Origin of the sequence: Streptomyces sp. NPDC012835 (genome assembly GCF_042900885.1) — a bacterium.
Classification (GTDB): Bacteria; Actinomycetota; Actinomycetes; order Streptomycetales; family Streptomycetaceae; genus Streptomyces.
Genome location: NZ_JBIBBW010000004.1, coordinates 124,230 through 149,653, shown reverse-complemented (window position 1 = coordinate 149,653; position 25,424 = coordinate 124,230). Strand labels below are relative to the sequence as shown.

The following is a 25,424-nucleotide window of genomic DNA, read 5'->3' as shown; positions in this document are numbered from 1 at the left end:
AAGCAATTCCCGGCCGGTCCGGACGGCTGGGGAGCGCCCCCACCGTGTCCCTGCTGCGGTGTACCGCCTTCGGGCGGCAGCGGAGCGTCGGCAGCGGACAGGTTTATTGTTCGCACCATTGACATAAATCTCGTACGGGCCGGAACATGCCTCGCGTGGCACCGGCCGGGACCGCGCCACCTTGCCGCGGTGCCCCTCCGGCGCTCCCGCCGGTCACACCCGACCCGACCCGACCGACCGGTCCGGCCGACCGACAGCACCGACCGGTCCTACAGAACCGACCGGTCCGACAGACCGACCGACCGACAGCACCGACCGGTCCGACTCACCGACCGGCAGAACCGACCGAAGAGACCGAACCGAAAGAGTCCCCGTGCGCCCCAACATGCTCTTCCTCATGACCGATCAGCACCGGGTGGACACCCTCGGCGCCTACGGCAACCCGCACGTCCGCACCCCGAACCTGGACCGGCTCGCGGCCGAGGGCACCCGGTTCGACAGCTGCTACACCCCCACCGCGATCTGCACCCCCGCCCGCGCCAGCCTGCTCACCGGCGCCGCGCCGTTCCGCCACAAGCTGCTGGCCAACTACGAGCGCAACGTGGGCTACCTGGAGGACCTCGCCGACGACCAGTTCACCTTCGCCGAGCAACTCAGCTCCGAGGGGTACCGGTTGGGGCTGATGGGCAAGTGGCACGGGGGAGTGCGGCGGACCGCCGCGGACTACGGCTTCGAGGGCCCCGACCTGGCGGGCTGGCACAACCCGGTGGACCACCCGGACTACCTCGCCTACCTGGAGGAGAACGGCCTCCCGCCGTACCGCATCACCGACCCGGTACGCGGCACCACTCCCAACGGCAGCCCCGGAAACCTCCTCGCCGCACGCCTGCACCAGCCGGTGGAGGCGACCTTCGAGCATTATCTCGCCACCCGCACCATCGAGATGCTGCGCCGCTGGGTGGCGGACGGCGTGGGCACGGCGCCGGGGGAGGCCGCGGCGGGCACCGGGGCCGCCGGAGAGCGGCCGTTCTTCCTGGCCACCCACTTCTTCGGCCCGCATCTGCCCTACATCCTGCCGGACGCGTACTACGACATGTACGACCCTTCCCTGGTCGAGCTGCCCGCCTCGGTGAGCGAGACCTTCGCCGCGAAGCCACCGGTGCAGAGCAACTACAGCAAGCTGTGGGCCTTCGACACCATGCCGCTGGAGGAGAGCCGGAAGCTGATCGCCGTCTACTGGGGCTATGTCACCCTCATCGACGAGCAGATCGGCCGCATCCTCGACGCCGTGCGCGAGCTGGGCCTGGAGGAGCACACCGCGGTGTTCTTCACGGCGGACCACGGCGAGTTCACCGGCTCCCACCGGCTGCACGACAAGGGCCCGGCGATGTACGAGGACATCTACCGCATTCCCGGTTTCCTGAAGGTCCCCGGCGCGCCCGGCGGCCAGGTCCGCGACGAGTTCGTCTCGCTCACCGACTGCACCGCCACCATCCTCGACCTCGCGGGCAGCGACACCGGGCCGGCCGTGGACAGCCGGAGCCTGCTTCCGCTGGCCGCCGGCGAGCGGCCGGAGTGGGAGCAGCACCACCTCGCCGAGTTCCACGGCCACCACTTCCCGTACCCTCAGCGGATGCTGCGCACCCGCCGCCACAAGCTGGTCGTCAACCCCGAGTCCCACAACGAGCTGTACGACCTGCACAGCGACCCCGACGAGCTGCACAACCGCTACGACCACCCCGAACTGAGCGAGGTGCGGGCCGAACTGACCCGCACGCTCTACCACCTGCTCCGCGACCGGGGCGACAACTTCTTCCACTGGATGACACCGATGTACGACGTGGAGACCGACTACGACACCACGCTCTCGGCGTTCGAGAGCGAACCCGGCGACGCTCCCGCGCCGGAGCGGGCGCGGCAGGAGAGCGCGTGACACCGACGGACTCCGGTGCCGCGGCGGACTCCTGCTGCGCCCCCGCCCGGCGGCCGGCCGCTCCCGGTGCCGCGGCCGGAGTTTTGGCCGCGGCACCGGGAGCGACCGCGCCACGGATGCCGGACAGCGCGGCCGAGGCGTACCGGACACCGATCGACCTGCCCGGCGGCACGTTCCGGATGGGCAGCGAGGACCGCGACGTGAACCCCGGGGACGGGGAGGGGCCGGTGCGCGAGGTCACCGTCGCCCCGTTCGCGATGGACGCGCACGCCGTGACCAACGCGCGCTTCGCCGCCTTCGTCGCGGCGACCGGCCACCGTACCGACGCCGAACGGTTCGGCTGGAGCTACGTCTTCGCGGCATTCCTGCCCGAGCCGCTGCGCGAGGCGTCACCGCGCCCGGCCGCCACCCCGTGGTGGTGCGGTGTGGAGGGGGCCCGCTGGGACGCGCCGGAGGGGCCCGGCAGCGGGCTGGACGGACGCGGGGACCACCCGGTCGGCCATGTCAGCTGGACGGACGCCCGCGCCTTCTGCGCCTGGGACGGCGGGCGGCTGCCGACCGAGGCGGAGTGGGAGTACGCGGCCCGAGGCGGGCTCGACCAGGCCCGCTACCCGTGGGGTGACGACCTCACCCCCGGCGGCGCGCACCGCTGCAACATCTGGCAGGGGTCCTTCCCGGACGGGAGCACCGCCGGGGACGGCCGCGCGGGCACCGCTCCGGTGCACGCCTATCCGCCCAACGGCTTCGGGCTGTTCAACGTCTCCGGCAACGTCTGGGAGTGGACGGCGGACACCTGGCATCCGAGGGCACCGGGGCTGCGGGCGATGCGGGGCGGCTCGTACCTGTGCCACGACTCGTACTGCAACCGCTACCGCGTCGCCGCCCGCACCGCCAACACCCCGGACAGCAGCACCGGAAACCTCGGCTTCCGGGTCGCCCGCGCCCGCGCCCGCACCCTCCTCCCGGTGCTCAGCCGCTGACCGTACGGCTCCCGTCGGGCCGCCGGACGTAGAGACGGTTGCCCTTCGGGCCGGTCCACTCCAGCCTCACGACACCGGGCACGGCGGCGTCCGCGAGACGCGAAGGGTCGGACCAGTGGCCGAAGTTCGGGTTGAGGAAGAACGTCCCCCACAGGTCCCCGCCACTGTCCACGAAGAAGTTGTTGTGGCCGACCGCGACCCCGGCCGTCCAGCGCTGTGAGTACGGTCCCTCGAAGGAGTCCGAGACGGCGACCACCGTGTCGTACTGATACTGCACCCGGCCGTCACCGGCCGTGTCGTAGGCGTACCGGGGGCTGCCGTAGGGGTCGATCGACGTCCGGTCCCAGGCGGCCTGAAGGAGGTAGTACTTGCCCCCGTGCTTGAACACGTACGCGCCTTCGAGGTACGGCTCGGGCGAGTAGCGCGTCTGCCGGAACGTGGGCAGGTTCGTCGTGGTGACGATGTCCTCCATGTCGGGCCGGAACTTCGCGTACAGGTCGTTGTGCAGCACCAGCCACGCCTGGTCACCCTCCGAGTAGAGGCTGCCGTCGATGTGGTGGTAGGCGCCCGGCTCGATGAACTTCGGCCCTCCGATGAACGAGTCGCCGAACGGCTTCTCGTGGTTTCCCTCGATGAGCCGGTACGGCCCCTCCACCCCGCCCTCGCTCACCAGCATGAACGAGCCGACCTTCCGGGAGTGGTCGCCCATGCACGCCACCATGTACCACTTGCCCCGGAAGTAGTGCAGCTCGGGGGCCCATGCCTGGCCGCGCTTGCCGAACTCCTCGTCGTACCAGTACTCCTGCCACGGAGCGACGACCGTGCGACCGCGCCGGTTCTCGTCGACGAACTCGGGCGACCACACCTTGCCCTTCTCCGCGCCGGGCCGGATGCGGGTCGTGTCGGCCAGTCTCCACGGCCCCCGCAGGGACCGGGACACCCACACGAAGATCCCGTCGTTCCACGGCCCCGCCGCTTCGAGGCCGGGGACCCGGGTGGTGCCGGTGGCCACGTACAGCGGACGGCCGTCCACGACGAAGCAGTTGACGTAGGTGTCCCGCATCCAGACCTTGCCGCGTGCCTTGTCGCGGGGGCGGAGTTCGAGCGGGAGTATGAAGGAGTTGTCCTGACGCGGCCACAGATCCGCGTCGGGGTCCGCGCGTCCGTAGGGTTCGAGGACGGGCCGGTTCGACGGGTACCGGCCGCTCGCCGCGGTCGGGGCGGCCGGAGCGGTCGAGTCGGCGTGCGCGGGCCGGGCCTGTGCGGGCGCCGCCTGCGCGATGCCGCCGGGCAGTACGGCGGACACCGCCAAGGAGCCGGCGACACCGGTCAGCAGGGACCGTCGTCCGACGTGCGACTCGTTCTCGGGACTGGTCATCAGTCACGCCCTTCGTCTGTGTCCAGGGTGCGGGTGCGGGTGCAGACGCCGGTGACGTGCTGGAAAGCACTCCGGGGCCGCACGTCGTACAGCATGCGAAGGCCCGCCGAATTTCGTCAACACCCCGGAAATTAATCCGGGATGTCACTTCCTCCGGCGGGCCCCTGCCCCCTGTACGTCAGCCGGCGAGCAGCTTCTCGTACCCCGCCAGCCGTACACAGGCGGTCAGCCCGAGCATCGCCTGCTCCAGCTCCGGCAGCCCCGGGTAGCTGGGAGCGATACGGATGGTGGCGTCGCGAGGGTCGTCGCCGTAGGGGTGGGTGGCGCCCGCCGGGGTCAGGACGATGCCCGCCTCGGCGGCATGCCGTACGACCGCCTTGGCGCAGCCGTCGGGCACGGTGAGCGTGACAAAGTAACCACCCTTGGGAGACGTCCAGTTGGCGAGTCCGGTGGTGCCCAGCTCATGCTCCAGGATGCGCTGGACGACGGCGAACTTGGGCTGGAGCAGCGCGCGCTGGCGCTCCATGTGCGCGCGCACACCGTCCGCGTCGCGCAGGAAGAGCAGATGGCGCAGCTGGTTGATCTTGTCGGGGCCGATCGACCGCTTGGAGTTGTTGGCGGTCAGCCAGCTCACATTGGCCGCCGACGCGCCGAAGAAGCCGACGCCGGCGCCCGCGAAGGTGATCTTCGAGGTGGAGCCGAAGACGAACGCGCGGTCCGGATGGCCGTTCGCCGCGCAGGCCGCCAGCAGGTCGGCGATCTCGACGGGCGCGTCGGTGAGGTGGTGGACGGCGTACGCGTTGTCCCAGAAGATCCGGAAGTCGCCGGCCGCCGTCTCCATCCGGGCCAGCCGCGCCACGGTTTCGTCGCTGTAGCTGACGCCGTCCGGGTTGCTGTACTTCGGGACGCACCAGATGCCCTTGACGGCCGGGTCCTCGGCGACGAGCCGCTCCACGACGTCCATGTCCGGGCCCTCGGCGGTCATCGGCACGGGGATCATCTCGATCCCGAACCGCTCGCAGAGCGCGAAGTGCCGGTCGTAGCCGGGCACCGGGCACAGGAACGCGATCCGGTCCTGGTCGGCCCAGCGGGACCCGGCGTCGGGCAGCACGCTCAGGAGCGCGTGCACCAGACAGTCGTGCATCAGCTCCAGGCTGGAGTTCCCGGCCGCGAGCAGCTGGGCGGCCGGCACCTGGAGCAGCTCGGCGAAAATGTCGCGCAACGCCGGCAGCCCCTGGAGACCGCCGTAGTTGCGCAGGTCCACACCGTCGGTGACCGCCGCGTGCCCGCCGGGCAGGTTCAGCAGCTCCGCGGAGAGGTCGAGCTGCTCGGGCGCCGGCTTGCCCCGCGTGAGGTCGAGCTTCAGCCCGCGCGCCACCAGCGCCTCGTAGTCCCGCCTGGCGCGGTCGAGGAGTCCGGTCAGGGCGTCGGGGCTCAACTCGGTGGTCATGTTCATTCCTCTCGCAGGGCGGCCTGCCGCGGGTATCCGGCGGCGCCTGCCGAGGATACAAAGCGGCACGCGGGCGGCGCGGAGCCGCTCCGTACGGTGAGACGAGGCCGCAGCCGCTCCCCGGGCGCCGCCCGGCACCGGCCCGCCCCGGACCGGCTCCCGGCACCGGACCATGTCGGACCGCTGCCGGGTACCGGCAGTCCTGGGAACGGGGGACGCCTGGCTGCACACACCTCCCGGCCGCACCACGGGAGACATGGCGACGACCCTGCTCACCGGAGCCAACAAGGGCCTCGGTTTCGAGACCGCCCGCCGGCTCGTCGCAGCAGGTCACACCGTGTACGTGGGGAGCCGGGACGCGGAGCGCGGGCGCCGGGCCGCCGAGTGGCCGGGGGCGCGGGCGGTGGTCCTCGACATCACCGACGACGCGTCCGTCGCGCCGGCGGAGAACGCCGGCCATGACGGACTGCGTGCCTGGGTGTGCTCGACCCGCTCGAAGGTGGCGCTGTGGGACGGGCGTCTCCGTGACGCGGTGACGCACGCGCGGCGAGGCGCTCGTCTCCGTGGACGGCATGGTCGGGGCGCTGCTGGCGTGTCAGGAGGCGGACGCCTGGTCCGTGCTGGGGGCGGCAGAGGAAGCAGGAGCTGCCCTCGCGAGGGCAGAGCGCGCTCGGAAGCCAGCACCGGAGAGGACGACATCGGTGGTCTCTTCTCGTGTCCCCAGGCCCGCCAGGAGAACTACGTGTCGGCGGTGCGCCTCCGTATCGGTCAGCCGCACGACGCCTTGCGCGCTACGGAGACCGCGTTGGGCCTGTTGGCGACGCAGCCGGTCCGGGCCCATGGCACCGAGGCGCAGATCCACATCGCCCAGGCCCGGGCGCTCCTCGACTGCGGCGAGCCGGAAGGGGTGATGCCCGCGCTGATGCCGGTACTGGCGATGCCGGCTGAACGACGGATGGGCGCCGTGACACAGCGCATGCGGGAGCTGGCGGCGTCCCTGGCCCACGGTCAGACGGCGACCGCGAGCGCCACGACCGCGGCCGGGCGGAGCATCACCGAATGGTGCGCCGACTCGGCTCCGCGACACCTGGCCCTCTCGTCAGGAGAGGGCGCCGGCTGATTGGATCTCGGTTCATGACTCCTGAGCACATGAGTAACCACTGGTGGTGGCGACCCGCCTGGGGCGTCGGTCGACGCTTCTACACCTGGCACCTGGTGTTCGACGAACAGCCGGACGTGCACCGGTTCGCGGCTCAGTACCGCGCCGCCCTGGCGGCTGTCGACGGGCTTGACCCGGTTCCGGACCGGTGGCTTCACCTGACCATGCAGGGCGTCGACTTCACCAACGAGATCGACCAGGCCGAGGTCGACGCCATCGTTGAGGCCGCCCGCGTACGCCTGGCCGCCGTGCCCGCGTTCGACCTCACGCTGTCCGCGCCGATCCTCGACCCCGAGGCGGTCCTCGTCCCGGTGCGGCCCCACGAACCTGTCCACGCGGTCCGCGACGCCATCCGTGCAGCCATCGGAGACGCTCTCGCTGAAGTACCCGAGAAGGCCACGGGTTTCCGGCCGCACGTCTCGCTGGCATACAGCAACAGCGACGGGCCTGCCGCAGCCACTGCGACGGCCTTGGACGCTGCCGACGTCCCGCCGGCAACCGCACGCATCACCGCCGCTGAGTTGATCGTGATTCACCGCGACAACCAGATGTACGAATGGGAGCCGTACGCGCGGGTGGCCCTCGGCTGACTGCTGCCGGACATGACGAAAGCGCCCCTCCGTCCGAGTCCCGTAGGCTGGGGCGGAGGGGCGCGGCGGAGCGGGCGGGCACGCGCGGGGATTGCGCGGACGCGGTGGGCGAACAACTCACGGCCCGGGGAACACCCCCGCAGACGCGGGGACTACGAGCTGGAGGTCGCCCCGGAACTCCAGATCAACGGACCACCCCCGCACGCGCGGGGACTGCTCGTACGCCGAGTCTCCCCGGACGGCTACGTAGGGACCACCCCCGCTCGCGCGGGGACGACCCGAGGAGGAGCACGGCGTCCGGCCGGGCCCCCGGACCACCCCCGCTCGCGCGGGGACGACGCTTCCTGACCTGGGCTTCTCGCGGTGAACGTGATCACCGTGCAGTACGCGAAGGCGTTCCCCCGGATACGGATCAACGCGGTGGGGCCCGGCTGCACCGCGACCGGTCATGAATGGCCACACCGGGACGCAGACCGTCGAGCAGGGCGCCGAGATCATTGTCCGAAGGGGCCAGGTGCCCCCGGACGGGCCCACGGGAGGCTACTTCGACGCCGAGGGGTGTGCGCTCCGGAGGAACGCCCCGCGAGGCAGGCGTTGTGCTCCGCGGAACACGGTGGCGCGGAACGTCAGGCGCCCAGCGCGCGCAGGACCACCGCGTCCACGTAGTCCCTCATGAAGCACTGGTCGGCGGGCCGGTTCTCGATCAGCTGGTGGGCGATGATCGCACCGAGCAGCATGTGCGGGACGTACTTCAACGCCGCGTTGTCCGGGGCCGTCTCACCACGTTCCACCGAACGCGCCAACAGCGCGTCCATACCGTTCAGTTCGGGATCGAGGAACTGTTCGCGCAGCGCCCTGAGCAGTTCGGGGCTGTTGTGGACCGCGTGGATCAGGCCGCGCATCAGCGCGCTGTCCTGCTCCATCTGCTCGTCCTTCACCCGTGCCACCAGCTCGTGGAAGTCACCGCGCAGCGAACCGGTGTCGATCCCGCTGTGCCCGGTCGGCGCGGTGTGCCGCAACGCTCGCGCGACCAGCAGCGGTTTGCTGCCCCACTGCCGGTAGAGCGTGGCCTTGCTGGAACGGGTACGGGCGGCCACGGCGTCCATCGTGAGGGACTCGTAACCGACCTCGCGCAGCAGGTCGAGCACGGCCGTATACAGCTCGGCCTCGCGCTCCGGTGTGAGCCTGCTGCGCCGGGTCCTCGACGCACGGTCGGCTCCGGGCGCGGCGGCCGGCATCGCACCGTGGGTCGCGGCTGCCATCGTCGGCCTCCCTCTTCGGCCCTCGCGCGGGCCACACCGTATCGTCTCCCAGAACCGTAACCCAGTAACAGAAAATACGGAACCGAAACAGTCGCGCGAGGAACCGACCGGCCAACCTGTGGGATTCGGCAGGTCAACTGTGGAATTCGGCAGGTCAACCGCCCGATCCGGCCGGAGAATTCGCCCCGCCCTCCGGCCCGCTCTCCACCCCGCCCTCCGCTCCCCTCTCCGTCTCGCCCTTCGGCGTACCACCCCGGCCGCCGAGGTGGTTGAAGAGCAGATTGAGCAGGAAGGCCGTGAGGGTCGCACTGGTGATGGCGCTGCCCGCGATGATCTGGAACCAGGTCGGGAAGGCGTGGTAGATCGTGGGAGCCGCGACCGGCACCATGCCGACCCCGATGGACACCGCGACGACCAGCAGATTGCTGGTTCCCTCGAAGGGGACCTTACGCAGGGTGTTGACGCCGACGGCGGTCACGGTGGCGAACATGACCAGACCGGCGCCCCCTATCACCGGGCCGGGGAGGGACGCGACGATCTCGCCGAGCTTGGGCACCAGGCCGAGCAGGATCAGAATGCCCCCGGCCACGGCGGCGACGTACCGGCTGCGCACCTTGGTCATACCGACCAGGCCGACGTTCTGGGCGAAGACCGTGTCCAGGAAGCCGTTCATGACGCCCCCGAGGACGCCCGACATGCCGTCGGCCGCCAGCCCGCGGGCCAGATCGCGGGAGGTGAGCGGGCGGCCGGTCATCTCGCCGACGGCGAGCATGTCGGCGGTGGACTCGGTGAAGATCACCAGCATCACGACGCACATGGAGACGACGGCCGCGACCGGGAACTCCGGAGCGCCGAAGTGGAACGGCGAGGCCACCCCTATCCAGTCGGCGCGGCCCACCGAGGAGAAGTCGGTCAGCCCCATGGGTATCGCGACGAGTGTGCCGCCGACCAGGCCGATGAGGACGCCGAGTTGGGCGAGGAGTCCCCGCGCGAACCGGCCGACCAGGACGATGAGCAGCACGATCCCGCCGGCCAGTGCCAGATGGCTCGGCCGGGCGTACTCCTCGGCGGTCGGATCCGGTCCCGCGATGAGCCCGGCGGCCACACCTATCAGCGAGAGCCCGATGACGGTGATCACCGAGCCGCTGACCAGCGGGGGGAAGAACCGTACGGCGCGGGCGAACGGGACCGCGATCAGCAGTCCGAAGATCCCGGCCGCGATCATGGAACCGTACACGGCGGGCAGACCGTACTCGCCCGCTATCAGGATCATCGGGGTCACCGCGGCGAAGGTCGCCCCGGCGACCACCGGAAGCCGCACACCGAGGACCCTGCCGACGCCGAGTGCGCACACCGAGGACCCTGCCGACGCCGAGTGCCTGGAGCAGTGTGATCAGCCCCGCCACCAGCAGGTCGGCGTTGATCAGCAGCCCGATGGTGGCGGTGTCGAGGTTGACGGCGGCGCCGAAGACGAGCGGCACGGTCACACAGCCGGTGTACATCACCAGCACGTGCTGGAGCCCGAGGAGGCCCAGCCGGGCGGGCGGCAGCGGCTGGTCGACGGGATGCCGGTCGGACGCGGTGGGCGCGCTGGGCGGTGCGGGGACCTGTGACACGGACGCCTCCGGGCAGGGGCAGGGGCAGGTGGAGAGCGGGACGGTACGGACGGAGCACCCCGCGCGCACGCCGCCCACACAGCGGCGGGGACGGACCGGCGCGGCACGGGGAACGGGAGACAGCGGGGGTCGGGGTGTGGACGGAGTGACGGCGGGAGCGGTGGGTTTGCGGGCCCGGCGGGCCGGTTCAACTTTCTGTTGAATCTGTTTCCCACGCGTTGCGGTCGCCTCACGGTGCGGTTGCGCCCCGACGTTCCCGGCCCTCCTCGCACCCCGTGGCGTCCTCCGCCGCCCTTTGCCCGCCGCCCTCCGCCGCGCCTCTAACCCTCCGTCCGCGACCAGCCCTGACGCTCCAGCACGGCAGCGATGTCGGGCGCCTCGTAGTGCGGGCCCTTGAGCACCTTGCCGTCCGCGCGCCGGACCGGCAGACCGTCCGGCCCCAGCTTCGTCATATTGGCCCGGTGGATCTCGGCGATCACCGCGTCGAGATCGATTCCGTGGACGAGCGCGGTCCCGTACGCGACGTACACGACATCGGCGAGTTCGTGCGCGAGGTGGTCGAGTGAGCCTCCGGCCGCGGCCTCGGCGACCTCGGCCACCTCCTCCTCCAGCAGCTCCTGGCGGTGGGCGGCGAGTTCGGGTGTCACCTCCGTCGGCCGGAGGCGGGCATCAAGTCCGCAGGCCCGGTGGAACTCGCGTACGCGGTCGGCGGGAGAAGTGGTCATTCCCCGGATCGTACCCGCGTACGTATCCGACCAAGGCCCCGCGTACGTGACCGAGTACGGGCCCCGAGTACGTGACCGCGTCCGGCCCCTCGTCCGGCCTCGCATACGGCCCCGCGTACCCGCGTACGGGCCCGCGTCCGGGTCAGGCCGGGGCGGCCCCCGGTACGAGGGCGATCGCCTCCATCGGGCAGAGTGCCATCGCGTCCGCGGCGTCGGCGGCATCGGGGTCGCCGGCGTCCGGGCGGAGAGTGGAGCGACGGTCGGCGTCGAGGACGAAGTGTCGCGGCGCGGTCGCCGCGCAGAGCCCCGTCCCGATGCACCGGGCCCGGTCCACCACGAGGTGCGCGGCGCGGCCGGTGGGCCCGCCCCCCGAGGTCCGATCCGCGCTGTCCCTGTGCGCGGCGTGGTCCGCGCCGTCCGGGCGTTCGGTCCGTGGCGGCATCCGACGTCACCAGCCGACCGGCAGGGACCGGGGCGCCCGGCTGCTCAGGCCGCGCTTCCAGCTCGCGGGGCCGGCCGCGTACAGCGAGGGGAACTCGCGGGTCAGACCGGCCAGTGCCTCCTGGAGCTGGACGCGTGCGAGCTGCGCGCCGACGCAGAAGTGGGCGCCGTGACCGAAGCTCAGATGCGAGTGGACCTCGCGGGTGAGGTCCAGCAGACCGGGGTGCGGGAACGCGCGCTCGTCGTGGTTGGCGGATCCCGTCACGGCCACGACGCCCTCGCCCTCCCGGATGATCACATCCCCGAGCGCCACCTCCTCCGTGGCCACCCGGAGATTGCCGCCCACGGTGCTCTGCGCGTAACGCAGCAACTCCTCGACCGCGCCGGGGATCAGCGCGGGTTCGCGGCACAGCCGCTCGTACCGTGCGGGCTCCGCCAGCAGCAGATGCACCGCTCCGGCCAGGCGGTTGGCCGTCGTCCCGTAGCCGCCGGACAGCAACACCACGCAGAAGGAGAGGAGTTCCTCCTCGCTGAGCCGGTCGTCGTCGTCGCGCGCCGCGATCAGGGCGCTGAGCATGTCGTCGCCGGGGTGGGCGCGTTTGGCGCGCAGCAGCCCGCCGAGATAGCCGGTCATCTCGTCGACCGCCGACAGCACCCGGGCGTCCTCCATCGCCGTGACACTGCGCAGCGCGTCGCACCAGCCGTCGAGCCGGTCGCCGTCCGAGCGGGGTGTGCCGAGCAGGTCACAGATGACGGCGAGCGGCAGTGGGCGGGTGAAGTGGGTGACCAGATCGGCGGGGCGGGGGAGCGGCGCGAGCTTCGCCAGCAGTTCGGCGGTCAGCGTGCCGATGTCACGGCGCATCGCCTCGGCGCGCCGACCCGTGAGCGCGGGCGCGACGAGCTTGCGCAGCCGGGTGTGGTCGGGTGGATCGGCGGCCAGGAGGGAATCCGGCAGGGTGGTCGTACGGTTGATCCGGGGCCCGTCGCCCCGGGTGGCACGGGCCCTGCTGAACCGTGGATCCGACAGCACCCGGCGGACATCGGCGTGCCGGGTGACGAGCCACGCCAGGTCTCCGGAGGGCAGCCTGATCCGGGCGACGGGTTCGTCGCGGCGCAGCTCGGCGAACTCGGGCAGCGGATCGAGGCCGTCCCGGTGCGGAAAGGGAAACGGCCTTATCTCCCCGGTCCGTTGCCGCCTGCGGTGCTCCATGGCTTCTCCCATCCGGTGTCACGGCCTCTCGTACACGGAGACCTGTGCGGCGCTGTCCCGGGTGAACGGCGCGCCGCTCCAGTCGGCCCAGCGTTCCTTGAGCCGCAGACCTGCCTGACGGGCCATCAGATCGAGTTCGCCGGGGCCGGTGTACCGGAAGTCGACCCGCAGATGGCGGGTGCGGCCGTCCTCGTGGATGACGTAGTGCGAGCGGTAGCGCTGCACCGACGGATCGAGTCTGCGGTAGCACAGGACCAGATGGCCGTCGCCCTCGGAGACGATGTCCGGGCCGGTGACCGCCGCCAGTGCCTCGGGGACGTGCGCGTCGAGGACGAACAGACCGCCCGGCTCCAGATGCCGGGCGACCCGGTCGAAGCAGTGGGACTGGCTCTCCTGGTCGGGCAGTTCACCGAAGGTGCCGCCCGCCAGGTAGACGAGCGAGAAACTGCCGGACACCGGAACGTCGGCGAAGTCCCCGATGACCACCGGGAGATCGGCGCCCGACGGCTTGGCGCGCAGTTGGCGGACCATGTCCTCCGACCCGTCGACCCCGTGCACCGACAGGCCGCGCTCACGCAGCGGCAGCGCGATCCGGCCGGTGCCGACGCCCAGCTCCAGCACCCGCCCGCCACCGGACAGCGCGGCGAGCGACACCAGCGCCTCCACCGTCGCACCGGTCGTTCTCGGCTTTCCGAACCAGCGGTCGTACTCGTCGGCGAACTCCGTGGCGTAACCGGCACGGGGACGCTGTTCCGCGGGGCGCATACGGCTCCTCACTGGGATGGTCGCTAACCGAAGGGATGGGGGTGACCGGGTCCCGGTCCCGACGGCAGGGGCAGCGCGCCCGGCGCGAGCACCCGCACCACCCTGACCCCCGCGTCGCGGGCGGGCTTCCCGCTCGTCTCGGCCAGCAGCACCTGCCGGCCGGTGTGTTCGGCCAGGACGCTCAGGGGATCGGTACGGGCCCGCTCCCGGGCGCCCCGGCCCGCGCACCCCACCGGGCCGGGAGCCACGTTCCACAGCGCCAGACTGTCCTGCCGGTGATAGGTCCACAGGGCGTGCTGCACGGCGGTGGCCGGCGGCCCGCTGCCACGCCACTGCTCCCAGGTGCGGAGGGCGACCGGACTCTCCATGCTCCAGCGCACCATGACCGCCTCGTACGCGGCCTTCTCGACCAGCGCGTCGACGGTGTCGGACGGCCCGCAGCGCGCCCCGAACGCCTGCCCGGAACCGTCCGGCCGGTGCAGACACACGACGGCGCACGCGGTGCCGGCCGGCGCGGGCAGCAGAAACGCCGTGGTCACCAGTCCCCGGGCCCGGACCGCGCCGGCCACCGGCGCGCACGCGGCCTCGACCCGGCGCGGCCGCCCGTCGGCGAGCCCGTACCAGCTGCGCCGTACGAGATCACGCTCCAGCACCTCCCAGGCCGCGTGCCGGGCCGCCGCCACCCGGTGGGGGTGCGCGGCGATGCCGGTGGAGCCCGCGGCCGGCTCGGGGGCGCAGCCGGCCGGCGGGCGGTGGTGCAGAAAGACGGAGGCGGCCGGGACGTACCGCTCCTCGCCCGCCGTGGTGTGCGCCCTGACCCACAGCCGCCGGGCCCATGGCAGTACGGGCGGCCTGCGCACCGGTACGCCGCGGCGCAGCAGTTCGTCGTAGGTCGCGACGGTCCCGCCGGCCGCCTCGGCCTCCCGCCCGGCCAGCACATTGCCCATGCGCTCCAGCAGTTCGCCCCGGGCGCCGGTGGCCACCAGCTTCCGGTCGTGACCGGCGGCGCTGCCGATGAGCACGGGCTCGCCGCCGGCGGCGCTCGTGCCCCCGAACACCGTCGACCGGGCGGCGACCCGGGCGAGCAGCAGCCCCGGTGTGTCCGGGTAGGGAGTGAAGACCTGCGGTGCCCAGGGGTTCACCCGCGGCTGCGGAGCGCTCACGGCCGCCCCTGGGCCACGGCGGCGCACTCGCCGAGCAGCGCGCGCCCGCCGTCCGTCAGTGCCCCGGAGTGTGCGGTCAGTGTGTCCACCGCCTGCCGCGCGGACGCCACCAGCCGGGCTTCCCGTGCCGCTACCGCCCGCCCCACCGTGCCCAGCGCGGCCAGTCTGCGGTACAGGAGCACACTGCGGGCGAGGACCACGGTCTGCTGGAGAAGACCGCTCAGCGGGCGGGGGTCGGCGCGCAGCGGAGTGTCGACCAGCAGCGCGCCGGGAGCAGGCCGGCCGGACCCACCCGGATCGCCGGTTCCGGCGGGATCGCCGGCGGGGCCGGGACCGCCGGCCCGGTCGGGGTGGTCCTCCGTCGGCTCCGGCAGCAGGAACGGCCCCGCCACCGCCGCCGCGTTGCACCGGTTGTGCGTACCCTCGTGGACGAGCGCCTCCGCGCAGCGCACCGGCCCCGGCAGCCCCGAGGCGCTCGCCGTCAGCCGGTTCCGGTGCACGAGGACCGCGCCGTGCACGGTGAAGTCCGTGAACCCGTCGATGGCATCGCCGTCGAGCAGCGCCACCTCGGTGACCGTCTCCGTCAACTCGCCCGTCATCTCGGGCCACGCCTCGGTGAGCAGACCGACGGCCCGCACCAGGACCTGCCGCTGGTCCGCGTCCCACGCGACGACCCCGGCGGTGACCGGAGAGCCGTCGACGCCCCGGCGGGCCGGGATGGACCGCAGCGCGCGGGACACACTGCGCCGCAAGTGGTCCTGGGGCGGAGCGGGCCCGAAGGCCGACGGGCCCTCCCCGGCGAGCCGGTCGAGTACGGCGGCGAGCGCGGCACGCGGCTCCCGCGCCGACAGGTCCGAGCGCAGCGCGCGCTGCGCCATGTGCACCGCCTCGACAGCGGCGGGCCGGCGCAGTACGTCATCGGACACGGCCGCCGCCGTGAGCGCGGGCCACGGTTCCCCGGACCCGGCGGGCGGGCCGGACTCGGTGAACCCGGTGTGTCCCAGCCGGTCCAGCACCGCGCGCATCCGCTCCAGCACCGCCCGCCGGTCCTCGACAGCTCCGCTCACGTCAGCCTCGACACGCACCCTGCGTCAACTCCCCTCTCCGTCCACCGGCCCGGCACGGGACGCGCGGCGGGCCCGGAGGCCCGCCGCGCGATGCGACGACGCGCGTCACTCCCCGTCGAAGTCGGGGATGTCGACCATGAGGGCCAGCTCGGGGAGTTCCGAGTCCTCGACCTGCGTGATGTCCTCGTTCATGACTGCTCCCTTCACCGCACCGGTCCCACCGTTCTCGGCGGGAACTCACCGGCAGCCGTCATGGTGGGGCAGTGTTTCGGGGCCCGCCAGCACGCCCGGCCGATGCCGCGCATATCCGGACCGGCCTCAAAAGTCCGGAACACGTCTTGCCCGTCGCGCCGGAGAGGTGTGTTCCCTGTCGACACGCCGGTAAGGGCCACCCGAGGCCGTCTGTTCCGCACGTCCCGGGCGGCCCCGCACGCGGGGGCCGTGCCGCGCAAGACGGGCATCCGCGCCGAGCGGACGGCGACGGTCCGCACCGAGGTTGGTCCGGAACCGTCCCCCGTCGTGAATCCGGCCGCTCACCGAGTCCCACCAGCGTACGCCGGGAGGAGGTTGGGCGCCCCAGTGCGCCCCCGACGGCGACGGAGACGCGGCGACGGGGTACGGGTACGAGGCGGGCGCGCCCCGTACCCGTACCCCCGCCGGGACCCGAAGGGCCTCGGGTCAGCGGAGCTTTCCGGCGCCGGCTCCGCCGTCGACCAGGCGCGGCAGGGCGCGCGGGTCGTCCACGGATGCGCGCAGGACCGGGGTCCAGCCCGCGCCGGCCCGCAGGGTCTCCTCGGGGACCTCGGCATTGTGCACGGCGAGCAGATCGACGGGCTTGCCGTTGACGACATTGCCGGTGGTGGTGACCGGTGCGTCCGACCACTTCTTGAGGATCTGGCCGACGCCCACGCCCTTGGGGACGGTGAACGCGTTCTTCTCGGCGACCAGCTTGGACTCGAAACCGATGCCGAAGGAGTAGCCGTAGCCCGACTTCTGCACCACATAGTGGTTGTTGTACGCGTCCACCTGGCCGAACCGCACCCTCGGCGCCCGTTCCTTCAGGTCCTTGAACTGATTGTGGTGCAGGGTGACCCGCAGCTTGCCCCGGTCGACAGCGGTCAGGCTGTCGCTGTTGCCGATCAGAATGGTCTTGTCGTGCTCCTTGAAGACGTTCCAGGAGACGGTGACCAGATCCGCGCCCCTGACGACATCCAGCTCACCGTCGTGCTGCTGGTACAACCGGCCGAAGTGGTAAGGCTGTTGGCTGTCGGGGTGGCGTCCGTCGGTGAAGGTGTTGTGGTCCACCCAGACATGGGTGGAGCCGTACAGCACCAGGTTGTCGTACTCCGAGTTCCACTCGCCGTACGCACCGTCCGTCGGGTCCCACTGCGGGAAGCAGTCGAAGGCGTCCTCGAAGGTGAGATTGCGGATGATGACGTTGTCGACATCCTTGACCTGGAGGCTGCCACCGAGGATACGGGCGTTCTTCCCCACCCCCACGACGGTGGTGTTGGCGGGGACGTTCACCTTCACCTGGGCACCCTGGAGCTTGGCGGAGGCGGCGCGCAGATCCTCCTGCTCGCCGCTGACCTCCTCGTCGTACCCCCAGACCGCCGGGTCGTAGTCCGCGAGGTACTGCTCGAAGGAGTAGCCCTTCGCCTCGTAGTCCTTGCAGGTGAGCGGAGCGCCCGCGCTGTCGGAGAGGGCGTCCAGAGTGCCCTTCACCCGGATGATCGACGGACTGTCCCCGGCCGCGCCGAGCGCCGCTCTGAACTCCGCCCAGGTGGTGACGGTGTAGACATGGTCAGCGGTGGCGCCGCGGCCGCCGGTGGTGCCGCCCGACTCGGCGGCCCAGCCGTCGCCCGCGGGGAGCGCGGCCCGCTCGGCGGCGGGTCCCGCGCTCCCGGAACGCGCCTGGGCGGGCGCCGCGAGCGCGGTCAGGGTGAGCGCCATGCCGCAGGCCAACGCCGTAGTGGTGATGCGAGCATGACATTTCGAGAGACGCATGGTGGTACTCCTTCAGTCGTCGAGCCAGCTGAGCCAGGACGTGGGGATGTCGTCGTCGAGACGGCGGATGTCGCCGGCGGCGAGCACTCGTTCGTCCCGCAGCGCACGGGCCACCAGACGCGCCACCGCGATGGCGCCCGGCGGATGGAAGTGTGTGTTGTCCGAGACGCCGTCCGGATAGTTCGGCGACTCGCCCGGCAGGAGCCAGTGGAAGTACGGCTTCGTCGCCTCCGCCCCCAGCCGCTGCCACAGCGCCAGCGAAGCCGCCTGGATGTCGAGCAGCGGCACCCGCTCGTCGGCGGCCAGCGCGCGCATCGCCGCCGGATACTCGCCGTGGGTGGCGACCGCGTCGCCCGCCGCGTCGAACTTGCGGCGCTCCACCGAGGTGAGCAGCACCGGGCGCGCGCCGGCGTCCCTGGCCCCGCGCAGGTACTGCCGCAGACAGTCCTGGTACGTGGACCACGGCTCGGTGTAGCGGGTGGGATCGGCCGACTTCTCGTCGTTGTGCCCGAACTGGACGAGCAGGAGGTCGCCCGGCCGGATCACACCGAGGATCGCGGCCAGTCGGCCCTCGTCGAGGAAACTCTTCGAACTGCGGCCGTTGACCGCGTGGTTGGCGACCGCGATGTCCTTCCTGAGCAGGAAGGGGAGTGCCATGCCCCAGCCGGTCTCGGGTGCGGCGCTCGCGTATTTGTCCGCGGCCGTGGAGTCCCCGGCGATGTGGATCGTTCCCGGGGATCTGTCCGGGCGGCCGCTCCCGCCGGCCGCCGCCGAGGCGACGGGGGCCGCCGCCACGGCCAGCGGCAGCGCGGAGAGGGCCGCGGTGGCCTGTCTTCGGGAGAGGGACACGCCGATGTGCCTCGCTTTCCTGTCGGTGGGAGTCGGTGGGAATCGGTGGGAGGGGGTGACGAGCGGGGGCGGGGGCGGGCCCGTGGACGCGCCGAGCGGTGGCCCGTGGAACCGTGGGCGGGAAGCCCCCGGAACCACGGGCACCGCACCGGCCCGCTCCCTCCCGTCCCGGCCCGGCGGATCAGTCCTTGTTCTGTTCCTTCCACTCCGCCTGGGCCGCGTTGAGTTCCTTGGCGATCTTGTCCGCGAACTCCTTGGCGGTCATGTCACCGAGCAGCACCTTCTGGAAGTTCGGCTCGTTGCCGCTCTTGCTGATGGTGTTCCAGTCGGGCAGGTAGTACGGCAGATCGACGATCTTCGTGGAACCGTCGCTCAGTGCCTTCATCGCGGTGGCGGTCGGCTCGGCGTCCTTGACCCACGTGTCGGAGGCCGCGTCGGTGTTGGCGGGGATGGAGCCCGCCGACTCGTTCCAGGCGCTGTTGGACTTGTGCGAGGCGGCGAACTCGATGAGTTTCCAGGCCGCCGCCTTGTTCTTGCTGTTCTTGAACAGGCCCAGCCCGTCGATCGGGTTGGAGACCTGGACGCGCGAGCCGTCCTCCGCCGTCGGATAGGCGAGTCCCTTGAACTTGTCCTTGCCCAGTGCTTTCACATGGTCCTGGTAAGAGGCCAGGTTGTGGGTCAGCATCCCGATCGTGCCGTTGTCCCACTGCGCGACCATCTTGATGAAGTCGTTGTTGACATCGGCGGACGGCGTCACCTTCTTGTACATGGCGACGTACTTCTCCAGCGCCGCCACGTTCTTCGGGTCGTTGACGGTGGTCGTGTCGCCGTCCCAGAAGGAGGTGATGCCCGACTGCCCGTACATGGCGTCCAACGTGGGCGCGATGGAGCCGGCGCCGCCCCTGATGGTGTAACCGAAGCGGTTCTTCCCTGCGGCGGTGAGCTTCTCGGCCGCCTCGTAGAACGCGGACCAGGTGGTCGGCGCCTTGAGGCCGGCGGCCGAGAACAGGTCGGTGCGGTACCAGAGCGTGCCGTTGTTGCTGGACGTCGGCACGGAGTACATCCCGGTCCCGCGCCCGCCCGCCGCCTTCACACTGTCGACCATGGTGGGGACCAGCTTGCCCTTGAGGCCGCTGGCGTCGACGCGGTCGCCCACCGGGTCCAGCACGTCCCGTATCACCAGATTGGAGAGGTAGGCGGTGGTCACCCCGCCGACATCCGGGAGCCCGCCGCCGTCGATGGCCGTGTCGTACTTCGCCTGGACCTGGTCGATCGGGATTCCCACGTACTTGACGTGGATGTCCGGGTTCTCCTTCTCGAAGTCCTTGATGATCTGTGCCCAGATCTCCCTGCGCTCACCGGTGTTGTTGTCCCACAGCGTGATCTCGCCCTTGCCGGAGCCCTCGCTGCCGCCCCCGCCGCTTCCGTCGTCGCCGCACGCGGTGGCCGTCAGGGCGAGGACGGCGGTCAGTGAGACGGCCGCGGCCGTCCGCCCGGCGAACGGGTTGCCTCTGCTGGATGTCCTGTGGATGTTCATGGCCGGCTCTTCTCTTTCGGGATGTCTCGGGAAATCGGTGTTTCGCCCCGCGCCGGGCGGTGTGTCCGTGCTCAGGGGCGGCAGGGCGTGTGCGTGCTCAGTGGTGGGTACGCGGCGCGTTCTGCGGCGCCCAGCCGTCCGTGCCGCGCAGATAGTCGGCCACCCCGCGACCGGCGGCCTCGGCGGCCGTCAGCTGCGGGCGGTCGGACGTCACGGCCGAACCCGGCCCGTACGTGCGGTACTCGGCGAAGCGGGCGTCCTTCCAGGAGAAGCCGCTCATGTCGGTCCACGGCGAGGACTTGACGGCCGCCGGCAGCTCGGTGTCCCGGAACAGCACCTGCGCCACCGCGTCCGGTTCACCGCCCGGATGCCAGGGCCGGCCCAGGTGGAAGGTGCCCGCCGGGGCGTCGCTGAGCACCCGGCTGCCGGTGATCAGGAAGCCGTACGGATTGTCCTTCCAGGTCGAAGCCGCCGTGATGTAGCCGTTGTTGGTGTCGGAGCCCCGGCTGAGCGCCCTGATCACCGAACGCTCGATGACGGTGGTGGCCCGCCCGTAGACGAAGTCCACGTCGCCCTCGATGTACGAGTCGCGGAGGTAGACCCGGCTGACCCGGTTCAGCGCCGGGCTGTCGGTCATCAAGGTGTCCTGATTGGCCTTGAAGGCGGTGTTCTCGAAGACGATCCGGTCGCCGGTCGTCTTCATCGCCAGCGCCTGCTCGTTGGCCAGCTCGTGCGCCGCCTCGTCGAAGTCGTTGACGAAGGTCAGATTGCGGGCGGTGACATCGCTCGCCGCGATCAGCACGGTGGCGCTGCCGCTCGAACCGCCGTACTCGTTGGGGGTGTCGAAGACGATCACCGTCCGGGACCGGTCGCGTCCCGTGCCCTGGAAGGTCAGATGCGGCTTGGTCGCCGGCACCCGGACCTGCTCACGGTACGTACCGGGGGCGATGGAGATCGTCACCTGCCGCGTATTGCCCGCCGGGACGGCGTCCACGGCGGCCTGCACGGTGGCGTACCCGGCCGGCACGTTCAGCACGGTCCGGGCGGGCCGGGCCCCGGCGCCCGGGTGCGCGGGTGCGTCCGCGTGGGCCGGGGCGGGTGCCGCGACGAAAGCGGAGGACAGGACGGTCAGAGCGGTGAGTGCGACGCCTGCGGCGCGCAAACGTGTGCGGTGCGGGTGCGACATTGCGGCTCTCCTCACAGAGATCGGACAAGGCTCCGGGGGCCGGGCCGCCGAGTGGCCTCCGGCCGGACGGCGGACGCGGTCCGGCGCCAGGGCCACCCGGCGGGCCCGGCGCTCACGCCGTCACGGCCTTACGGGCCAGCGCCGCCGCGCCCGGCCGGTCGAGCCGGCCGTCCACCACGACGGTGACGACACGCCGGGCGGTGCTCCCGCCCTCGGGCAGCGGCAGCCGCCGCTCCCAGGCCAGCGAGGAGCCCACCCCGGGATACCCGGAGGTCCGCACGAACCACGGGTCGGCGCGGGTCTCCGCGTTCCCGCCGCAGAACAGCAGCGACCAGTCGCGCCCGGCGAGCACCAGCCAGTCGGCGGCGCGCCCGTGCACCGCCTCCTCGCCCGTCGCGTCCCCGGTGAAGACGTCCGGCGCCCCGCCGTCCGTCTCCTCGCGGGGCGCGCGCCAGAAGAAACCGCCGTACCCCGCTCCCGGCCGGCCGTTGGTGGCCGGGCTGCCCACGGACAGGTCCTCGCCGGACACATTGGTCAGCGCCGAGGTGAAGTCGAGTACCCACGCCTCGGCGGAGAGCGCGCCGGCGCTGATCGTCCGCCGCTCCCTGAGCAGCTCCCTTCCCCGGTGTGTCCAGGACAGCTCCTGCACACAGCCGTCCGGGTCACGCAGCAGCCAGCCCGTGTGCTCCTGCGTGCCGTGGTTCTCCAGCTCGACCGGCCCCTGGTCGCGCACAAAGGTCCGCCCGCCCCAGAAGTTGACGCCGGGGAAGGTCGCCCCCGAGATGTCCGGAACGGCCATGGACACGCCCAGATGGTGTGCGTGGTCGGCCGGCCGCAGTTCGGTGACCGCGACCCCGCCGAGCGTGCGCACCGGATGCAGATAGGGGCGCGGCGAGAGCGTCGCCGGGATGCGCGCCCGGTCCGCCCGGTGGGTGTACGTGGCCACCGGCCGGCCGTCGCAGTGCAGGACCGTCGCCTCGGCGGCGCCGGAAACGCGCGGCTCGATCTTCATGAGTGCACCTCCGCCGGGGGCGCGGCCCAGCCCGCGCCCAGCTCGGAAAATGTGGACAGGGACTCCGCGCTCCGGGCCACCAGGGCGTCGATCCCCCTGACGATCCGGCGCGGTCCGGTCCCGCCCGGCGCGCTGTACCAGGCGTCGGCGGGCAGCGGCGCGGGCAGCGGCGCGGTCCTGACGGACTCGACGATCCGCATGAAGGCGCCCGTACGCTCCGGCGGTACGAGCAGCGGCGCACCCTCGCGCACATGGGCGACGAGGTTCTCCAGCAGATCGGTACGGGCGTACTCGGTCTGCTCCGGGCCCCGGCCCGCGCGCTGCAGCAGCACCCGGTCCTCCTTGTACCAGAAGGTGATCCGGCCGCTCGCCCCATGGATCAGCACGTACGGCTCGTCCGGCCGCTCCGCGCACAGGGTGACGGCGACCGTCACCGCAGTGCCCCCGCCCGTCAGCAGCCGCAGGCAGGTGGTGTCGTCGGCCTCGATGTCATTGGCCCGGAACTGCTCCAGCCGTATGCCGCCGACGGAGTCGGCCCGGTCCGAGCCGTCGATGCGCAGCGCCGTGGCCAGGGCGTGTGCCAGCGGATTGGTGAGCACCCCGTCCACCACGTCCCGCCCGTCCAGGGTGCGGCGGCCGGCCCAGGGCGCCCGGGTGTAGTACGCCTCGTCACGCGCCCAGGCGCCGGCGGCGCCGATTCCGCGCACCTCCCCGATCGCGCCGTCCGTGATCAGCTTCCTGATCGCCTCCACCGCGTGGGAGCCCAGTGACTGGAAGCCGACCTGGCAGGCCGTACCGTACTTCTCCAGCCCGGTCAGCAGCCCCTCGTACGCGGCGAACGACGGTGTGGTGGGTTTCTCCAGCAAGGTGTGCACACCTCGGGAGGCGGCGGTGAGCGCCAGCTCCGTATGGGTGTGGATGGGCGTGCAGATGACGGCGATCCGCGCGCCCGTACGGTCCAGCAGCTCACCGAGGTCCGCCGACTGCGCCGGTTCGCCGAGGCCCGTCAGCTCCTCGGCACCGAGCGGTGTCAGCTCGCAGATCCCCACGAGCCTGACCAGTCCGGCCTCCTGGAGGCGGCGGATGTTCAGCAGATGCGTACGGCCGTGCCCGCGCGCCCCGGCCAGAACCACGGGCAGGCTCATCCCTTCACCGCCCCGGCGCTGAAGCCGCTGATCAGCCACTTCTGGATGAAGGCGAAGACGATGACCACCGGCACCGCCGAGATCACACCGCCGGCGGCCAGCGCGCCGAAGTCCACACTGTCCGCCCCGATGAGCGTCGAGAGTCCGACCGGGATCGTCTGCTTGTCCTGGTCCATCAGGAACATCAGCGCGAACAGGAAGTGGTTCCAGCTGTGCACGAAGGCGAACGAGCCCACGGCGATGAGTCCCGGCCGCAGCATCGGCAGGACGACGATACGGAACGCCTGGAGCCGCGAGCAGCCGTCCACCCAGGCCGCCTCCTCCAGGGAGTAGGGCACGTTCTTGATGAACCCGCTGATCAGGATGATCGACAGCGGCAGCTGGAAGACGGTCTCCGCGATGACCACGCTCACCGGGGAGTTGATCAGCTGGAGGTTCTTGAAGATCTGGAACAGCGGCACCAGCATCAGCGCGCCCGGGATGAACTGCGAGCACAGCAGCGCCAGCATGAAGCCCTGTTTGAGACGGAAGTCGAAGCGTGCCAGAGCGTAGCCACCGGCCAGCGCGACCAGCGTCGTGCAGATCAGGGTGCCCACCCCGATCAGCGCGCTGTTCTGGAAGAAGACGGAGAAGGCGCGCTCGTTCCACACCTTCTCGAAGTGCTCGAAGGTCATCGGCCACGGCACCAGCGAGTCGGAGCCGGCGGGCCGCACGGAGAACAGCAGCATCCAGTAGAAGGGCACGAGAGTGAAGAGCAGATAGAGGCCGAGCGGCAGATAGATCTGCCACCTGGGCGCCTCGTCGAAGGCGCGCTCCCGCTTCTTCCGGCGGACCGGGGGAGACGGTCGGCCGCCGTCCTCGGGCGCGGCCGACGCGCTCTTCTCGGCGATGACGGCGGTCACTTGTGGTCGCCTCCGAACTTGCTCAGGCGCAGATAGAGAATCGAGCAGAAGAGGAGAATCGCGAACGCGACGGTGGTCAGGGCGGTCGCGTAGCCGAAGTCGTGTGCCTCGAAGCCGGTGACCGCCACGTACAGCGGCAGTGTGGTGGTGACACCGGCCGGGCCGCCCTTGGTGAGGGTGAGCAGCAGATCGACGTTGTTGAACTCCCACACCGCCCTCAGCAGGGTGGACAGGATGATCGCGTCCCGCAGATGGGGGAGGGTGATGTGGAAGAACTGCCGGAAGCGATTGGCCCCGTCGACGGAGGCCGCCTCGTACAGGTCCCCGGGGATGGACTGGAGGTCCGCGAGGATGAGGATCGCGAAGAACGGTACGCCACGCCAGAGTTCGGCCAGTACGGCGGCCCAGAAGACTGTGCCGGTGTCGGAGAGCACCGACGATCCGTACGTGCCGACGCCCGCGTCGGCGAGATAGCGGCCGACTCCGGTCGACGGGTTGTAGAGCAGCAGCCAGATGGTCGTCGTCAGCACACCGGAGACGGCCCACGGGGAGAAGACTAGCGCGCGGGCGGCCGCGCGGCCCAGGAAGGTCTGGTTGACCAGCAGCGCCAGCACCAGGCCGAAGGCCAGCTGGAGGGTGACCTCGGTGACGACCCACTTGCCGCTGAAGACCAGGCTGTCCCAGAACAGCGGGTCGTCGGTGAAGATGCGCCGGAAGTTGTCGAGGCCCGCGAAGCCGTTCCGCCAGGGCTTGGTGACGTTGTAGTTCTGGAGGCTGTAGTAGAAGACACTGAGCATCGGATAGGCGATGAACCCCAGCATCAGCAGCCCCGCGGGGGCGATCAGCAGATACGGGAGCCGGCGGGCCGACACCCCCGTACGGCGCGTCGGCTTCCTGCCGGCCGGGCCGGGTGCGCGGGGCGGAGCCCCTGATGAGTCCTGCGCCACAGCTGAGGCCATGACTTGCTTCTCCGTTCCGTGGGTGAAGCGCTTCGCAGACGATCTTTGACCAGTGGGACAAGTGGGGGGTGGGGCGGAGAGGGGAGGC

Annotated in this window: 21 protein-coding genes and 3 pseudogenes; 5 read left to right on the top strand and 19 right to left on the bottom strand. The window is 71.5% G+C overall.

Features of this window, described 5'->3' with window-relative positions:
* Window positions 1-385: 385 nt before the first annotated feature.
* Window positions 386-1,933, top strand: a complete 1,548-nt coding sequence (locus ACFY6S_RS18885; protein ID WP_388819795.1) for a sulfatase-like hydrolase/transferase — start codon at window positions 386-388, stop codon at window positions 1,931-1,933.
* Between the two features lie 116 nt (window positions 1,934-2,049).
* Entirely contained in the window at window positions 2,050-2,913 is an 864-nt protein-coding gene (locus ACFY6S_RS18880) for a formylglycine-generating enzyme family protein (protein ID WP_388818775.1), read from the top strand.
* Here the strand turns inward: ACFY6S_RS18880 and ACFY6S_RS18875 are convergent.
* A complete protein-coding gene (locus tag ACFY6S_RS18875) occupies window positions 2,903-4,291 on the bottom strand; it encodes a family 43 glycosylhydrolase (protein WP_388818772.1) in 1,389 nt (462 codons plus the stop codon). The genes ACFY6S_RS18880 and ACFY6S_RS18875 overlap by 11 nt on opposite strands.
* A 178-nt stretch (window positions 4,292-4,469) precedes the next feature.
* Window positions 4,470-5,741: an aminotransferase class I/II-fold pyridoxal phosphate-dependent enzyme gene (locus tag ACFY6S_RS18870; RefSeq protein WP_388818769.1), complete on the bottom strand. Its 1,272-nt coding sequence runs from the start codon at window positions 5,739-5,741 to the stop codon at window positions 4,470-4,472.
* A gap of 256 nt (window positions 5,742-5,997) precedes the next feature.
* Here ACFY6S_RS18870 and ACFY6S_RS18865 point away from each other — a divergent pair, with 256 nt between their 5' ends.
* The 3 genes and pseudogenes from ACFY6S_RS18865 to ACFY6S_RS18855 all read left to right on the top strand — a co-directional run.
* A complete protein-coding gene (locus ACFY6S_RS18865; RefSeq protein WP_388818766.1) occupies window positions 5,998-6,861 on the top strand; it encodes an SDR family NAD(P)-dependent oxidoreductase in 864 nt (287 codons plus the stop codon).
* A 29-nt stretch (window positions 6,862-6,890) separates the two neighbouring features.
* Entirely contained in the window at window positions 6,891-7,490 is a 600-nt protein-coding gene (locus ACFY6S_RS18860) for a 2'-5' RNA ligase family protein (RefSeq protein WP_388818763.1), read from the top strand.
* 360 nt (window positions 7,491-7,850) lie between these two features.
* Window positions 7,851-8,049: pseudogene (locus tag ACFY6S_RS18855) on the top strand (short-chain dehydrogenase/reductase SDR); the annotation flags it as partial.
* Window positions 8,050-8,116: 67 nt separating this feature from the next.
* Here the strand turns inward: ACFY6S_RS18855 and ACFY6S_RS18850 are convergent.
* The 17 genes and pseudogenes from ACFY6S_RS18850 to ACFY6S_RS18770 all read right to left on the bottom strand — a co-directional run bounded on the left by ACFY6S_RS18850 (window position 8,117) and on the right by ACFY6S_RS18770 (window position 25,336).
* The gene (locus ACFY6S_RS18850) at window positions 8,117-8,728 is read right to left on the bottom strand and encodes a TetR/AcrR family transcriptional regulator (RefSeq protein ID WP_388819792.1); all 612 of its coding nucleotides are present in this window, start codon (window positions 8,726-8,728) and stop codon (window positions 8,117-8,119) included.
* Window positions 8,729-8,906: 178 nt separating this feature from the next.
* The gene (locus ACFY6S_RS18845; protein ID WP_388818760.1) at window positions 8,907-10,073 is read right to left on the bottom strand and encodes a nucleobase:cation symporter-2 family protein; all 1,167 of its coding nucleotides are present in this window, start codon (window positions 10,071-10,073) and stop codon (window positions 8,907-8,909) included.
* A gap of 100 nt (window positions 10,074-10,173) precedes the next feature.
* Window positions 10,174-10,254, bottom strand: a pseudogene (locus tag ACFY6S_RS18840) (hypothetical protein); the annotation flags it as partial.
* Between the two features lie 434 nt (window positions 10,255-10,688).
* The gene (locus ACFY6S_RS18835) at window positions 10,689-11,093 is read right to left on the bottom strand and encodes a MazG nucleotide pyrophosphohydrolase domain-containing protein (protein ID WP_388818757.1); all 405 of its coding nucleotides are present in this window, start codon (window positions 11,091-11,093) and stop codon (window positions 10,689-10,691) included.
* Between the two features lie 142 nt (window positions 11,094-11,235).
* Window positions 11,236-11,535, bottom strand: a complete 300-nt coding sequence (locus tag ACFY6S_RS18830; RefSeq protein WP_388818754.1) for a ferredoxin — start codon at window positions 11,533-11,535, stop codon at window positions 11,236-11,238.
* 6 nt (window positions 11,536-11,541) lie between these two features.
* The gene (locus tag ACFY6S_RS18825; RefSeq protein ID WP_388818752.1) at window positions 11,542-12,744 is read right to left on the bottom strand and encodes a cytochrome P450; all 1,203 of its coding nucleotides are present in this window, start codon (window positions 12,742-12,744) and stop codon (window positions 11,542-11,544) included.
* A gap of 18 nt (window positions 12,745-12,762) precedes the next feature.
* A complete protein-coding gene (locus tag ACFY6S_RS18820) occupies window positions 12,763-13,509 on the bottom strand; it encodes a class I SAM-dependent DNA methyltransferase (protein WP_388818749.1) in 747 nt (248 codons plus the stop codon).
* Window positions 13,510-13,532: 23 nt separating this feature from the next.
* Entirely contained in the window at window positions 13,533-14,672 is a 1,140-nt protein-coding gene (locus ACFY6S_RS18815; protein WP_388818746.1) for a YcaO-like family protein, read from the bottom strand.
* A complete protein-coding gene (locus tag ACFY6S_RS18810; protein WP_388818743.1) occupies window positions 14,669-15,757 on the bottom strand; it encodes an aKG-HExxH-type peptide beta-hydroxylase in 1,089 nt (362 codons plus the stop codon). Before ACFY6S_RS18810 ends, ACFY6S_RS18815 begins: the two co-directional genes overlap by 4 nt.
* Before the next feature lie 660 nt (window positions 15,758-16,417).
* Complete coding sequence (locus tag ACFY6S_RS18805) at window positions 16,418-17,746, bottom strand: polysaccharide lyase family 1 protein (RefSeq protein WP_388818740.1); 1,329 nt, start codon at window positions 17,744-17,746, stop codon at window positions 16,418-16,420.
* A gap of 12 nt (window positions 17,747-17,758) precedes the next feature.
* Entirely contained in the window at window positions 17,759-18,595 is an 837-nt protein-coding gene (locus ACFY6S_RS18800) for a rhamnogalacturonan acetylesterase (RefSeq protein WP_388818737.1), read from the bottom strand.
* Window positions 18,596-18,776: 181 nt separating this feature from the next.
* A complete protein-coding gene (locus ACFY6S_RS18795) occupies window positions 18,777-20,132 on the bottom strand; it encodes an ABC transporter substrate-binding protein (RefSeq protein WP_388818735.1) in 1,356 nt (451 codons plus the stop codon).
* Between the two features lie 97 nt (window positions 20,133-20,229).
* Window positions 20,230-21,171, bottom strand: a pseudogene (locus tag ACFY6S_RS18790) (pectinesterase family protein); the annotation flags it as partial.
* Between the two features lie 259 nt (window positions 21,172-21,430).
* Window positions 21,431-22,330: a PmoA family protein gene (locus tag ACFY6S_RS18785; RefSeq protein ID WP_388818732.1), complete on the bottom strand. Its 900-nt coding sequence runs from the start codon at window positions 22,328-22,330 to the stop codon at window positions 21,431-21,433.
* Window positions 22,327-23,475 carry a Gfo/Idh/MocA family protein gene (locus tag ACFY6S_RS18780; RefSeq protein WP_388818729.1) on the bottom strand — a complete coding sequence of 383 codons (1,149 nt, stop codon included), beginning with the start codon at window positions 23,473-23,475 and terminating at the stop codon, window positions 22,327-22,329. Before ACFY6S_RS18780 ends, ACFY6S_RS18785 begins: the two co-directional genes overlap by 4 nt.
* Window positions 23,472-24,377 (bottom strand): carbohydrate ABC transporter permease, encoded by a 906-nt coding sequence (locus ACFY6S_RS18775; protein WP_388818726.1) that lies wholly within the window; start codon window positions 24,375-24,377, stop codon window positions 23,472-23,474. Before ACFY6S_RS18775 ends, ACFY6S_RS18780 begins: the two co-directional genes overlap by 4 nt.
* Window positions 24,374-25,336, bottom strand: a complete 963-nt coding sequence (locus ACFY6S_RS18770) for a carbohydrate ABC transporter permease (protein ID WP_388818723.1) — start codon at window positions 25,334-25,336, stop codon at window positions 24,374-24,376. The genes ACFY6S_RS18775 and ACFY6S_RS18770 overlap by 4 nt, the downstream gene beginning before the upstream one ends.
* Window positions 25,337-25,424 lie beyond the last annotated feature (88 nt).